At 61.3% G+C, this 12,645-nt stretch carries 12 protein-coding genes; 6 read left to right on the top strand and 6 right to left on the bottom strand.

Annotated elements, in window-relative coordinates:
* The first annotated feature begins 2 nt into the window (after positions 1-2).
* Positions 3-1,439, top strand: a complete 1,437-nt coding sequence (gene pyk, locus RSF91_RS04490) for a pyruvate kinase (protein WP_332567292.1) — start codon at positions 3-5, stop codon at positions 1,437-1,439.
* A 166-nt stretch (positions 1,440-1,605) separates the two neighbouring features.
* On the opposite strand, the gene RSF91_RS04485 is transcribed toward pyk, so the two are convergent.
* Together RSF91_RS04485 and RSF91_RS04480 are read right to left on the bottom strand one after the other, a co-directional pair.
* A complete protein-coding gene (locus RSF91_RS04485) occupies positions 1,606-2,346 on the bottom strand; it encodes a phosphatase PAP2 family protein (protein ID WP_332567291.1) in 741 nt (246 codons plus the stop codon).
* 71 nt (positions 2,347-2,417) lie between these two features.
* Entirely contained in the window at positions 2,418-3,005 is a 588-nt protein-coding gene (locus tag RSF91_RS04480) for a phosphatase PAP2 family protein (protein WP_332567290.1), read from the bottom strand.
* Positions 3,006-3,179: 174 nt separating this feature from the next.
* Here RSF91_RS04480 and RSF91_RS04475 point away from each other — a divergent pair, with 174 nt between their 5' ends.
* From RSF91_RS04475 to RSF91_RS04455, 5 genes are all read left to right on the top strand, one after another.
* A complete protein-coding gene (locus RSF91_RS04475; protein ID WP_332567289.1) occupies positions 3,180-3,875 on the top strand; it encodes a response regulator transcription factor in 696 nt (231 codons plus the stop codon).
* The gene (locus tag RSF91_RS04470; RefSeq protein WP_332567288.1) at positions 3,872-5,230 is read left to right on the top strand and encodes a histidine kinase dimerization/phospho-acceptor domain-containing protein; all 1,359 of its coding nucleotides are present in this window, start codon (positions 3,872-3,874) and stop codon (positions 5,228-5,230) included. The genes RSF91_RS04475 and RSF91_RS04470 overlap by 4 nt, the downstream gene beginning before the upstream one ends.
* 129 nt (positions 5,231-5,359) lie before the next feature.
* Positions 5,360-6,424 (top strand): class II fructose-bisphosphate aldolase, encoded by a 1,065-nt coding sequence (gene fba, locus RSF91_RS04465; RefSeq protein ID WP_332567287.1) that lies wholly within the window; start codon positions 5,360-5,362, stop codon positions 6,422-6,424.
* Positions 6,425-6,627: 203 nt separating this feature from the next.
* Entirely contained in the window at positions 6,628-8,304 is a 1,677-nt protein-coding gene (locus RSF91_RS04460; protein ID WP_332567286.1) for a long-chain-fatty-acid--CoA ligase, read from the top strand.
* A gap of 126 nt (positions 8,305-8,430) precedes the next feature.
* Positions 8,431-9,180, top strand: a complete 750-nt coding sequence (locus RSF91_RS04455) for a 5'-methylthioadenosine/adenosylhomocysteine nucleosidase (RefSeq protein WP_332567285.1) — start codon at positions 8,431-8,433, stop codon at positions 9,178-9,180.
* A 104-nt stretch (positions 9,181-9,284) separates the two neighbouring features.
* On the opposite strand, the gene corA is transcribed toward RSF91_RS04455, so the two are convergent.
* The 4 genes from corA to tsaB form a co-directional block, all read right to left on the bottom strand.
* Positions 9,285-10,271 carry a magnesium/cobalt transporter CorA gene (gene corA / locus RSF91_RS04450; protein ID WP_332567284.1) on the bottom strand — a complete coding sequence of 329 codons (987 nt, stop codon included), beginning with the start codon at positions 10,269-10,271 and terminating at the stop codon, positions 9,285-9,287.
* Between the two features lie 211 nt (positions 10,272-10,482).
* Positions 10,483-11,388, bottom strand: coding sequence for a uracil-DNA glycosylase family protein (locus tag RSF91_RS04445; RefSeq protein WP_332567283.1), 906 nt, complete (start codon positions 11,386-11,388; stop codon positions 10,483-10,485).
* Positions 11,379-11,894, bottom strand: coding sequence for a ribosomal protein S18-alanine N-acetyltransferase (rimI, locus tag RSF91_RS04440; protein WP_332567282.1), 516 nt, complete (start codon positions 11,892-11,894; stop codon positions 11,379-11,381). The genes RSF91_RS04445 and rimI overlap by 10 nt, the downstream gene beginning before the upstream one ends.
* Before the next feature lie 6 nt (positions 11,895-11,900).
* A complete protein-coding gene (gene tsaB / locus RSF91_RS04435; protein ID WP_332567281.1) occupies positions 11,901-12,620 on the bottom strand; it encodes a tRNA (adenosine(37)-N6)-threonylcarbamoyltransferase complex dimerization subunit type 1 TsaB in 720 nt (239 codons plus the stop codon).
* Between the last annotated feature and the right edge of the window lie 25 nt (positions 12,621-12,645).

The following is a 12,645-nucleotide window of genomic DNA, read 5'->3' as shown; positions in this document are numbered from 1 at the left end:
TCATGCAAGTGAGTCGTGCTACCAAGATCGTCGCCACACTGGGCCCTGCTTCCAGCGATCCGCAACTGCTTGAGCAAATGGTGCGCGAGGGCGTAAACGTTGTTCGCCTGAACTTCAGCCATGGCAAGGCCCAGGACCACGTGGACCGCGCCACCATGGTGCGTGAAGCCGCCAAGCGTGCTGGCCGTGAAGTGGCCATCATGGCCGACTTGCAAGGCCCCAAGATTCGCGTCGGCAAGTTTGCCGAAGGCAAGGTCATGCTGGAGCCCGGCGCCCGCTTTGTGCTGGACGCATCGCGCACCGAACCCGGCGACATCAACGGCGTGGGCCTGGATTACAAGGAACTGCCGCGCGATGTGAAGCCCGGCGACGTGCTGCTGCTGAACGACGGCCTGATTGTGATGACCGTGGAAGCTGTGCGTGGCGATGCCGTGCACGCCATCGTCAAGCTGGGCGGCGAGCTGTCCAACAACAAGGGCATCAACAAGCAAGGTGGCGGCCTGACTGCCCCCGCGCTGACCGCCAAGGACATGGAAGACATCAAGACTGCGATGTCCTTCCAGGCTGATTACGTGGCCGTGAGCTTCCCCAAGAACGCCACCGACATGGAAATGGCTCGCCAGCTGTGCAACGTGGCAGCGGCCCAGTACGGCCACAAGCCCGGCCTGATCGCCAAGATCGAGCGCGCTGAAGCCATTCCTCGTCTGGAAGAAATTCTGAAGGTCTCCGACGGCATCATGGTTGCCCGTGGTGACCTGGCTGTGGAAGTGGGTCACGCTGCCGTGCCTGCGCTGCAGAAAAAGATGATCCGCATGGCGCGTGACATGGATAAGGTGGTTATCACTGCGACCCAGATGATGGAGTCCATGATCACCAACCCCGTGCCTACCCGTGCGGAAGTGAGCGACGTGGCCAACGCCGTGCTGGACGGCACCGACGCCGTGATGCTCAGCGCCGAAACCGCTGCTGGCAAGTACCCGTTGGAAACCGTGCAGGAAATGGCCGCCATCTGCGCCGCTGCCGAAGCTGCCGAAGACCGCGCCAAGGATACTGACTTCTCCAACAGCCCCTTCAAGCGTACCGACCAGGCCATCGCCATTGGCGCCCTGTTCACTGCTCACCACCTGGGCGCCAAGGCCATCGTGGCCATGACGGATTCCGGTTCTACCGCTTTGTGGATGAGCCGTCACCGCATCCACATCCCTATCTACGCTCTGACGCCTCGTCTGGCGACTCAGCGCAAGATGGCGCTGTACCGCAACGTGCGTCCTCTGCTGATGGACACCAGCGCTGACCGCGATACGGCTCTGGATCAGGCCAAGACCCATCTGCTGATGCGCGGCATCGTGCAATCTGGCGACGTGTACGCCATCACCTGCGGCGAGCCCATGGGCCAGCCCGGTGGTACGAACATGCTCAAGATTTGCCGAGTTGAGTAACTGACGTTACCCCTGAGGCGCTGCGCGCCTTCCCCTCTCTCTTCGGGAGGGGGACGGCATCCTTGCTGGATGTCTCTTGTTGGGGGTGTGCCGGTTTTCAATAAAAAAGCTGCCAGCGCTTATCAATAAAGCGCTGGCAGCTTTTGTTTTGATAGCACCTGATTCTTCAGTCGGCCGGATAGGCTGCGCTGGGTGCAGCGCCCGCGCTCCGGGTCTGGCGTGTAAGGTATCGCGTCACTACTAGATCGCAGATCCAGCAGCTTGTCCAGCACAGCCATGCGGTCCACAGCGTATGGCTCATGAAGTGGGCGCCGCGCATTTGCTGGGCCAGTCCCAGTGCAAAGCCCGCTGCCAGAGCGGCTGCTAGCCACAGGCGCGCTGCATGGGCGGCTGTGTGGCGCAGGGCAAAGTAGCCGCTGACAAAGGCAAAACCTGCCGAGGCATGACCGGCCGGGAAGCAGTGGCCGCCGCCGCCATCCGTCACTCCCCATGCCCAGTGAGAAACATAGTGGGCCAGTCCGCCAAATTCGCTCAGATCCCAGGGGCAACTGGTGGCACTGATGCGTTTCATGACGGCCATGACGATGAGTGAGACCAGAGACGCAACCACCAGCTGTATGCGCCGCGAATAGGGCACTTGCCGCAGCAGACCCAGCGGCCACCAGATCATCAGGCTCAGCCCCAGCACAATGACCCATGCCAGCTTGCGTGCGCCTTCATGGGCGATGTTGACCATGAACCAGTTGTTTTGCAGCGCAAAGCCGTGGCTGCTGCCAAACCAGCGGGCCATGGCCAAGTCCAGCCCGCTGAGGTCCCAGGCCACGACACAGGCCAGGGCGATGAGGGTCCAGCTCAGCAGTTGTGAGGCGGTGGTTTCTGAGGGGGGATTGCGAAAGGGCGAATGCATGCCCGCAACGATAGAAACCACTTCTTAACAAGCGCTTAAGGCGGCAGGCGCCTGCCTCGCCTCGTTTGCTTTTACTGGGCCTTCAGGCGCAGACGCAGTTTTTTAATGTGCGGCGCCATACGCAGATAGCGTCGGCTGCGCAGCCAGAAAGCCGCATTCCAGACGAGTAAGGCTGCGCTGATGCCGACCAGCGCACCGGCCATGACATCCGAAGGAAAGTGCACTCCAAGGTGAACACGGCTCCAGGCGACGCCAATGGCCGCCGTCCAGCCCAGTGCCACCAGCGCCTTGCGGTGGCGCGTCACGCCCAGACTGAGCGCCATGGCCAGCGCAAAAGCACCGCTGGCATGCTGGCTGGGGAAGCTGGCGCGCCCGCCATGCTGAATCCACAGCGTGCCCAGGTTCAGTTGAAACGGGCGCGGCGCTGGGAAGCCCCAGCGTATGAGTCTTGCGATCAGCCAGGCGGTCGCCATGGACAGCAGCAGCATCAGCATGGTGCGGCGCACCCCCGGTGAGCCAAACAGCAGAGCGATGATCACGAGAATGGCGCTGATATTGGGAGCCCATGCCGAGAGAACGCGCGCGAACTCGATGCTGAACCAGGGGGTTTGCGCGTCGGCATTGATCAGCGCAAACAGATAAGGATCGAAGAAGAACATAAAGGCGCTGCAGCGGGCGGTGGCAATGACAAGTGCGTGGATGGTAAGGCGAAATGCCGCCAAGGCGGTGTCAAATCTGCGGCGGATCAGGGCAGTTCAGGCGGCTGGGAGCCTCTGGCAAATGGGTGTGCCTGCAAATCTGGCGGATATTCGCTTGCGCCGCACAATGCAGTGATGCGAATTTTGGTGGTTGAAGACAACGAAGGCATTGCCGAAGGCCTGCGCAGCAATTTGATGCAGCGCGGCTATGCGGTGGATGTGTGCGCCAGCGTGGCGCAGGCTTGGGGTGCTCTGGCGGCAGAGCGCTTTGATGCCGTGCTGCTGGACCTGGGCCTGCCCGACGGCGATGGCAGCGAGGTGGTGCGCCGCCTGCGCGCGCAGGTGGCCCGGCCCGGTCTGCCGCAACTGCCCGATGCCTCTACGCCAGTACTGATTTTGACGGCACGCGATCAGGTGCAGGACCGGGTTGCGGGGTTGAATCTGGGTGCCGATGACTATCTGGTCAAACCCTTTGACATGGACGAGCTGGAAGCCCGCCTGCGCGCCATGATGCGCCGCGCTGCCGGTCAGGCATCGCCGGTCATTCGCCATGCCGATCTGGAGGTGGACCCGGCGGCCCGAATCATCCGGCAGGCGGGGCAGAAGGTAGAGGTCTCACCGCGTGAATTTGCCGTGCTCTGGGCTTTGCTGTTGGCGCGCGGCCGGGTGCTGTCGCGCCCGCAGATTGAAGAGCATCTCTACAGCTGGGGCGATACGGTGGAGAGCAATGCGGTGGAGGTCTATGTGCACCACCTGCGTAAAAAACTGGGCCAGAAAGTCATCGTCACCATGCGCGGCGTGGGCTATTTCATGCCGCAGGAGCAGGAATGAGCGCCGCAGCGCCCACCGAAAAGCGCCGCAGCTCATTGCAGCTGACGCTGCTGGCCTGGGTGCTGGCCGCGCTGGCGCTGGTCTGGGGCAGCTTTGTTATCTGGGGCTACCAGACGGGCGTGACGGAAGCCGATGAGCTGACGGACGGTCACCTGGCCAGCGTCGCATCGCTGGCGCTGAACTGGCATGTGCAAGGCGATGTGCCCGTGGGTGAGGCAACCGCTGTGCAGCCACCGCCGGGCCTGCATGCTCACGACTATCAGGAGTCGCTGAGCGTGGTGCTCTGGAACGCCAGTGGTGTGCTGATCTCGCGCACCGGTCAGGCGCCATTGCCAGACTTTGGCATGGAGCAGGGCTTTGCCACCATCGCCTTTGATTCGCAGCAGTCATGGCGCAGTTTTACCCAGTGGAGCCACGACAAAAAAGCCAAGGTCACGGTCATGATTTCTCTGGCCGAGCGCGATAGCCTGGCCGATGACATCGCCATGCAGATGATTGAGCCGGGCTTCTGGCTGCTGCCCATCGTGGTGATTGCTTTGGGTGTGGCTGTGCGCCGAGGCATGAGGCCGCTGAACCAGATCACGCAGCGGGTCGAAGCCCTTGATTTAAGCCGCGATCAGCGCGTATCCGATGCCAATGTGCCGCGTGAGCTGTCGCCCATGGTGAACTCCATCAATACGCTGCTCGACCGCCAGCAAGAGGCGCTGGAGCGCGAGCGCAATCTGGCCAACGAGGTTGCGCATGAGCTGCGCACACCGCTGGCCTCCATCGCTTTGCAGGCGCAAGCTCTCAAGTCTGGCCCGCAGACCGATAACCCAGCCATGCAAGCAGCTTTGCAGCGCATTGGGCAAGATGCTTTGCACGCAGGTCATGTGCTCGATCAACTGCTGACCTTGGCCAGAGCTGGGCGCGGCATGCTGGATGCGCCTTTGCAGGCCGTGAACTGGGCTGCCGTGGCGCGTGATGTGGCTGCTGCACAGGCCCAGAGCGCTTGGCTGCGCGAAGACACGCTGGCGGTAGATGCACCTGAGTCTGTCATGGTGCGCGGCAATGCGCTGCTGCTGGATTCTGCCCTGCGCAATCTGGTCGAAAACGCGGTGCGCCATACGCCGCCGGGCACGCAGATCGAGGTGCAGGCCGGGTGTGATTCATCACTTGGCCTGGCATGGATGCAGGTCTGCGATGACGGGCGGCGTGATGCCGCGCCTGCCCATGTGCCGCCTGTGGACAGCCTGCACCTGGGCCATGAAATTGTCAGCCGCGTCATGCAGGCCCACGGCGGGCGCTTTGTGGAGGCTGATGCACCACAAGGCTTCACCACCTGCTATCGCATGGAAATGCCGTCTGCCGGTTAAAATAACGGGTTACCAAGAGGTTACCAAGCGTGGCCCTGGTCTTTCTTCAGGCCGCAAGCTGCTGTGCAGGGCACTACAGCCACTCCCTCGCCGGGGCGTTGCCTATCAAAATTTTGAACGGAACCCACCATGCCTTTGATCTCGATGCGCGAAATGCTGGACCATGCTGCTGAAAACGGCTATGGCATCCCCGCCTTCAACGTGAACAACCTGGAACAAGTCCAGGCCGTGATGTCGGCTGCTGACGAAGTCGGCGCGCCCGTGATCCTGCAGGCCAGCGCTGGTGCCCGCAAGTACGCCGGTGAGCCCTTCATCAAGCACCTGATTCAGGCGGCTGCCGAGATGTATCCCCACATCCCTCTGGTCATGCACCAGGATCACGGCACGACTCCTGAAATCTGCCAGGGCGCGCTGAACCTGGGCTTCGGCTCGGTGATGATGGACGGCTCGCTGATGAGCGACGGCAAGACACCTTCCTCCTTCGAATACAACATCGAAGTGACTCAGAAGGTTGTGGCCATGGCTCACCAGATCGGTGCCACGGTTGAAGGCGAACTGGGTTGCCTGGGTAACCTGGAAACCGGTGAAGCCGGTGAAGAAGACGGCATCGGCGCTGTCGGCAAGCTGGACCACAGCCAGATGCTGACCGATCCCGAAGAAGCTGCTCAGTTTGTGCAAGCCACGCAACTGGACGCTCTGGCGATTGCCATCGGTACCAGCCACGGCGCTTACAAGTTCAGCCGCCCCCCTACAGGCGACATTCTGGCTATTTCCCGCGTCAAGGAAATCCACGCCCGCATCCCCAACACCCACCTGGTGATGCACGGCTCGTCTTCCGTTCCTCAAGAGCTGCTGGCCATCATCAATGAGTTCGGCGGCAAGATGAAGGAAACCTACGGCGTGCCCGTGTCGGAAATCCAGGAAGCCATCAAGTACGGTGTGCGCAAGATCAACATCGACACCGACATCCGTCTGGCGATGACCGGCGCTGTGCGTAAGTTCCTGGCCGAGAACCCCGATAAGTTCGACGCCCGCGAATGGCTCAAGCCAGCCCGCGAAGCCGCCAAGCTGGTCTGCAAGGCTCGCTACATCGAGTTCGGCTGCGAAGGCCAGGGCTCCAAGATCAAGGGCTACACCCTGGATCAAATGGCCAAGAAGTACACCGCTGGCGATCTGGCTCAGCTGGTCAAGTAATACTCCTATTTTGATAGCTGTTTGCGCTTGATTGATAAGCGCTAGAGGCTTGAAATGCTTAAAGCCCGCAGGACTGGTTCTTGCGGGCTTTTTGTTTTTTGAAATGACTTTTACGCAATTCTCTAAGGGGTTACGAGACTACCGAACGACCGTGCTTTTTATCAGAATAGTCTGATCAGACGATAAGACACGGAGACAGATGAATGAGTGACCGTCCTTGGCTGAATGCATATCCGGAGGGTGTTCCTTCGGACATTGATACGTCCCAGTACCCATCGCTGGTGGCTTTGATGGAAGAGGCATTTGCCAAGCACTCCAGCAAGGTCGCCTATTCCTTCATGGGCAAAGAGCTGAGCTTTGCCGAGGTCGATGCGCAGAGCAAGGCCTTTGCCTCCTATCTGCAAGGACTGGGCCTGCAGCGCGGTGACCGCGTAGCGCTGATGATGCCCAATATCCCCCAGTACCCAGTGGCCGTGGCTGCGGTGCTGCGTGCCGGTTATGTAGTGGTCAACGTCAACCCGCTCTACACCGCACGCGAGCTGGAGCATCAGCTCAAAGATTCGGGCGCCAAAGCCATCGTCATCATCGAGAACTTTGCCAAGACGCTGCAGGACGGCATGCATGGCAGCGCTATTGAGCACATCGTGCTGTGCGCCATGGGGGACGAGCTGGGCTTTCTCAAAGGTGCCCTAGTTAACTACGTGGTGCGTTCCGTAAAAAAGATGGTGCCTGCCTTCAGCCTGCCCGGTGCTGTGCGCTTCAACGATGCGCTGGCCATGGGGCGCGGCGGCAACTTTACGGCCCCCGTGTTCAAGGCCGACGACATGGCGCTGCTGCAATACACAGGCGGCACCACGGGCGTGAGCAAGGGCGCGGTGCTGCTGCACAAGAACATCATTGCCAACGTGCTCCAGTCCGAAGCGTGGAACGCGCCGGCGATGAAAAAGGTGCCTGCGGGCGAGCAGCCCACCAGTATCTGCGCGCTGCCGCTGTATCACATCTTCGCCTTTACGGTGAACATGATGCTCTCCATGCGCACGGGTGGAAAAACCGTGCTCATCCCCAATCCGCGTGACCTCAAGGCGACGCTGAAAGAGTTGTCCAAGCACCGTTTTCACAGTCTGCCTGCGGTGAACACGCTGTTCAACGGGCTGGCCAATCACCCGGACTTCAACACCGTGGACTGGAGTCATCTCAAGGTATCGGTGGGCGGTGGTATGGCCGTGCAAAGCGCTGTGGCCGAGCTGTGGCTCAAAAAGACCGGCTGCCCCATCTGCGAAGGCTATGGCCTGTCGGAAACCAGCCCCTCTGTCACCTGCAACCCTGTCACGGCAACCGCTTATTCGGGCACGATTGGCGTGCCCTTGCCCAGTACCTACGTCAAGCTGGTGGGGAGCGACGGGCAGGATGTGACTGAATGGGGACAGCCTGGCGAAGTGGCTGTGCTGGGCCCGCAGGTCATGGCCGGTTACTGGCAACGTCCCGATGAAACGGCCAAGTCCATGACGGCTGACGGCTACTTTCTGACCGGCGACATCGGCACCATGGACGAACGCGGTTTTGTGAAGATCGTGGACCGCAAGAAGGACATGGTCATCGTCAGCGGCTTCAACGTCTATCCGAACGAAGTGGAAGACGTGGTCTCCAACTGCCCCGGCGTGCTGGAGTGCGCGGTGGTCGGCGTGCCCGATGAAAAGTCGGGCGAGGCCATCAAGCTGGTCATCGTCAAGAAAGACCCGGCGCTGACCGAGCAGATCGTGCGTGAGTACTGCCAGGCCAATCTGACGGGCTACAAGCGCCCGCGCCACATCATCTTCCGCACCGAGCTGCCCAAGACCCCCGTAGGCAAAATTTTGCGCCGAGAGCTGCGCGATGCCTGATTGATTTCATCTTGTCTTTCCAAGGCAATTTCACAGGAGCGCGATGCGCTCCTTTTTTGTTTTCATCGGCGATCACGGCAGCGGCCACAATAGGCGCTTTGATCTGAATCCAAGAAGAGTTTCCCCATGCCGATAGCCATACTCAGCGCGCTTGCCGAAGAACAGGATGGACTCGTCCATTTGCTGGAGAACGCGCAGCAAACTCGGCATGCAGGCCGTATCTTCTGGACTGGCAAGCTGCATGGCAAAGAGGTGATCTGCGCGCTGTCTGGCATTGGCAAGGTGGCCGCGGCCACCACGGCGGTGGCGCTGATTGAGCGCTTTGGCGCCAAAGCCATCGTCTTCACCGGCGTGGCGGGCGGGCTGGGTGATGCGGTGCATGTGGGCCATGTGGTGGTGGCACGCCAGTATGTGCAGCACGATATGGATGCATCGCCGCTGTTCCCGCGCTTTGAGGTGCCCGGCTATGGCCGTGCCGTGTTTGACTGCGATGCAGCGCTCTCCAATGCCTTGCTGCAATCAGTGCAGGCTTGCGTGCAGCAACAGGCTGGAGAGTGGGCGGCAGAGCTGGGCCTTGGCGTGCCGCAGGTGCATGAAGGTCTGATCGTCAGTGGTGACCGCTTTGTCTCTGGCAGTGAAGAAGCAGCGCAGTTGCGCCAAGGGCTGGAGCAGGCTGATCTTGCACCGCTGGCCGTAGAGATGGAGGGTGCCGCCATTGCCCAGGTCTGCGCAGATTACGACCTGCCATTTGCCGCCATGCGCAGCATCTCGGACAAGGCCGACGACGCGGCGCATGTGGACTTTCCGCTGTTTGTACAGAGTATTGCCAGCCGCTACGCGCAAGCCGTGATCGAAGACCTGTGCAAGCGTCTTTAAATCGCTAAACAAACCAAGTCAGAGACAGCAAGCAAGGGCCGCCCCCAGCGGGGCTGTCGTCCCCCTCGGGGGGAAGCGGCAAAGCCGCTCAGGGGGAGCTAAATCTATTTCAACCAGCCGCGCTTGCGGAAATACAGCATGGGGCCTAGCGCACTGGCCACCATGAGAGCGACTACATAGGGGTAGCCATATTCCCAGTTCAGCTCGGGCATGAACTGGAAATTCATGCCGTAGACGCTGGCGATCAGCGTGGGCGGCAGCAAGGCGACGCTGGCCACAGAGAAGATCTTGATGATCTTGTTCTGGTTGATGTTGATGAAACCGACGGTGGCGTCCATCAAGAAGTTGATCTTGTCGAACAGGAAGGCCGTGTGGCTGTCCAGGGACTCGATGTCGCGCAGGATCTGGCGTGCTTCCTCGAACTGCTCGGCATTGAGCATCTTGGAGCGCATCAAAAAGCTCACGGCACGGCGCGTATCCATCACATTGCGGCGAATGCGGCCGTTCAAGTCTTCCTGCCGGGCAATGGCGCCCAGCACATCCTTGGCGGCTTCGTCGGTCACGTTGCCGGAAAGCACTTGCTGGCTGACTTTTTCCAGGTCGTCGTAAATGCGCTCCAGCGTGTCGGCGGAGTATTCTGCGTCCGCGTCAAACAGTTTGAGCAGCACGTCCTCGGCGGCGTCAATCAGGCCCGGTGCACGGCGCGCACGCATGCGCAGCAGGCGGAACACGGGCACGTCTTCATCGTGAATCGAGAACAGTACGCCGCAGCTGCGCAGGTTCTTGTTGTGCTGGTTGAGGATAAAGGCGACGCGCACCGAGCGCGGGTCTTCGTCGTCATCAATCAAGAAGTCGCTGCGGATATGCAGCTCGCCGTTGTCTTCCTCGTAGAAGCGGGCGGATTCCTCGATGTCGTCGTCCATCGCATCTTCAGGGATGGACAGCTCGTAGTGCTGTTTGATCCAGCGCTTTTCTTCGAGGGTGGGCGATTCCAGATCGACCCAGATGGGCTGAAAGCGTTCGAGGTCGGCCAGAGACTCGATTTCTTCCTGAACGAGTCGGCCATTGGCTAGCGTAAAGATGTTGAGCATCAGCTCACTCCCGGTTGTTCTTGAGGTTCTGCAGGGATCAGGGCGCTTTCAACCCCGCAGTTCGAACCGGGAGCTGAAAGCTACCAACTAGGGTAGGTTTCCACGGATGTCTTTCAATAAAGCTAAGTCAATGATTATGCTACGTTGCACTGCAGCATGTCGCGTGCAACGTGCATGGGGGAGTGGGTAAGCAGGGCTTGTCTTTTCCCTGTCACACCGGTTTTGTAAATGCATGGGCCTGCACCAGGTCGGCCCAGGCACCTGCCTTGGCCTGCGGTGCGCGCAGCAGGTAATTGGGGTCGTAAGTCACCACGGTTGGCACGCCCGCAATGCGATGCGGTTCAGAGCGCAGACGGCCCAGCGCATCGTGGCGGCCCAGTACGGCGCGGGCGCTGGCAAGGCCCAGCACCAGCACGCAGTCGGGGCGCAGCTCGCGCAGCAAGGTCTCCAGTGCGGGTTGCAGTGGCTGGGCATGGCTCAGGTCGGCATCAGGCGGCGCGCGGTGCAGCGCAGCGCTGAAGACGCGCGGCTTTTCTTGCAGCTGCAGGGCGCGCAGCATATTGTCCAGCAGCCTTGCCGCATCGCCTTGCAGCGCGGTCTGCGCGCTGTCGGCCGTGGGCTTTTGCGCAGGGCTGATGAGGGGTGGGTTGGCTGCAGGCTCCAGCAAGATCAGCCAGCCGCCTTGCTCGCTGGCCTGCACATGCTGCGGCGCGTGCGGGTAGACCAGTTGCGCGGGGCTGATCGTCCAGCCCAGACCGGGTTCGCCCGCAGGACCTGCCGCAGGCTGCTGCACAAACTGGCGCGGCTCATGCGGGTGGCTGGGGAGGATGGGGGTTGGCTGTCGTGCAGGTGCGGGTGCGCGGGCCGGGGCAGGCACCGCAACCGGTGCTGGCGCTGCAGATTGCGGCTCAGGCGCAGACACAGGGGCAGGTGCCGGGACAGCTGCAATAACAGTAGCGCGCATCGCAGGTACAGGTTCAGCTGCACGCAATTCGGTGCCTGCAATGGCAGCGCTGGTCTCCAGTGCCACAGCCGTTTCTACAGGCTCAGGCAACCAGACGGTAATGCCCATTGCTTCCAGCATGGCCCGCTGGCGGGCGTCCAGGTTCAGGGCCATAGTTTCAGACTCATAAGCACGGCGTTTTCACGCGGGCCGTTGGGGTTGGGGTAGTAATTTTTGCGCAGGCCCACTTCGGTGAAGCCGTGCTTGAGATAGACCTCGCGGGCGCGCTGATTGCTTTCGCGCACTTCCAGCCAGATCCACTGTGCATTCTTTTGCCGCGACCACAGGGCCAGCGCATCTAGCAGCAGGCGTGCCCAGCCTTGGCGCTGGTGGGCAGGGTTGACGGTGATGTTGAGCAGGTGGACCTCATCGAGCACGGACATGGCAACAAAGTAGCCCAGCAACTGGTGATTGGCATCGACCAGCAACTGCACCTCATACCCGGCCACCATGGCATCCTGAAAGTTGCCGCGCGACCAGGGGTGGGCATAAGCTTGCTCCTCAATGGGGAGCAGGGTATCAAGCCAGAGCGCGGACAACGGCTCGAAGTGCACCAGAGATGCCGCATCGTCCATGCAGGCGCTGGTGGCGGGCAGTGAGGAGCTGCTGGGTGATGTCATTGAAGCTTATTGAGCGGCGTTGTCGGTGGCAGCCAGTGCGGCAGCTGCAGCGGCGGCTTTTTCCGCTTCGCGCTCTGCCGTCGTTTTTGCCACTTTATCGCGGATGTAGCGGGGCAGTGCCTCTTCCGCTGGCACGGCGCAGCCTTTTGCCAACAGCGCCGGTGCCAGGCGCAGCATGGCGGTGGCGGTGGGCATGGCCTGCACATGCGGGGCGGCGGGGGCCAGCAGCTCGGGGTAGATGGGCTGGGCATTGCCGGCCACCGTCATGCCGGCGGCGACTTGCAGTGCTTGGGGCGCGCACAGGCCAAAGTCTTCGGGCTCTATCCACTGGCCATCCACATACCGAAACGGCGCGTGATAAACCTCGTTCATGCGCGCATCCAGCACGGCTTCGACCTCGGTGCAGCCGTGCTGGTGGCGCGCTTCTTCGGCCACTGTCAGCAGCGAATCAATGGGCAGCACCGGCACCTTGGCGGCAAAGGCCAGACCTTGCGTGATGGCGCAGGCCGTGCGCAGACCCGTGAAGGAGCCGGGGCCACGGCCAAAGGCAATGGCATCCAGCTGCTTGAAGGTGAGTCCGGCATCCTTCAAAAGCTGGCGAATGGCGGGCAGCAACTGGGCCGACGACTGCTGTGCGCCCGGTCCGCTGTGCTGCCAGACGGCATCACCCTGCTGGACGGCAACAAACAGGGTATCGGTACTGGTGTCGATGGCGAGAAGATTCATGTTCGGCGGGGCGTCAGCCGCATGG

The organism is Comamonas sp. (genome assembly GCF_036643215.1).
Taxonomy (GTDB): domain Bacteria; phylum Pseudomonadota; class Gammaproteobacteria; order Burkholderiales; family Burkholderiaceae_C; genus Comamonas.
The sequence above is the reverse complement of the archived record's forward strand: the minus strand, read 5'-3'. Positions and strand labels throughout refer to the sequence as shown.

Excerpts from the sequence above, each read along its gene's own strand:
- pyk (WP_332567292.1), top strand. The coding sequence starts at position 3 with ATGCAAGTGAGTCGTGCTACCAAGATCGTCGCCACACTGGGCCCTGCT.
- RSF91_RS04455 (WP_332567285.1), top strand. The coding sequence starts at position 8,431 with ATGCCGATAGCCATACTCAGCGCGCTTGCCGAAGAACAGGATGGACTC.
- RSF91_RS04470 (WP_332567288.1), top strand. The coding sequence starts at position 3,872 with ATGAGCGCCGCAGCGCCCACCGAAAAGCGCCGCAGCTCATTGCAGCTG.
- RSF91_RS04475 (WP_332567289.1), top strand. The coding sequence starts at position 3,180 with ATGCGAATTTTGGTGGTTGAAGACAACGAAGGCATTGCCGAAGGCCTG.
- RSF91_RS04480 (WP_332567290.1), bottom strand. The coding sequence starts at position 3,005 with ATGTTCTTCTTCGATCCTTATCTGTTTGCGCTGATCAATGCCGACGCG.
- fba (WP_332567287.1), top strand. The coding sequence starts at position 5,360 with ATGCCTTTGATCTCGATGCGCGAAATGCTGGACCATGCTGCTGAAAAC.
- RSF91_RS04460 (WP_332567286.1), top strand. The coding sequence starts at position 6,628 with ATGAGTGACCGTCCTTGGCTGAATGCATATCCGGAGGGTGTTCCTTCG.
- rimI (WP_332567282.1), bottom strand. The coding sequence starts at position 11,894 with ATGACATCACCCAGCAGCTCCTCACTGCCCGCCACCAGCGCCTGCATG.
- RSF91_RS04485 (WP_332567291.1), bottom strand. The coding sequence starts at position 2,346 with ATGCATTCGCCCTTTCGCAATCCCCCCTCAGAAACCACCGCCTCACAA.
- tsaB (WP_332567281.1), bottom strand. The coding sequence starts at position 12,620 with ATGAATCTTCTCGCCATCGACACCAGTACCGATACCCTGTTTGTTGCC.
- corA (WP_332567284.1), bottom strand. The coding sequence starts at position 10,271 with ATGCTCAACATCTTTACGCTAGCCAATGGCCGACTCGTTCAGGAAGAA.
- RSF91_RS04445 (WP_332567283.1), bottom strand. The coding sequence starts at position 11,388 with ATGGCCCTGAACCTGGACGCCCGCCAGCGGGCCATGCTGGAAGCAATG.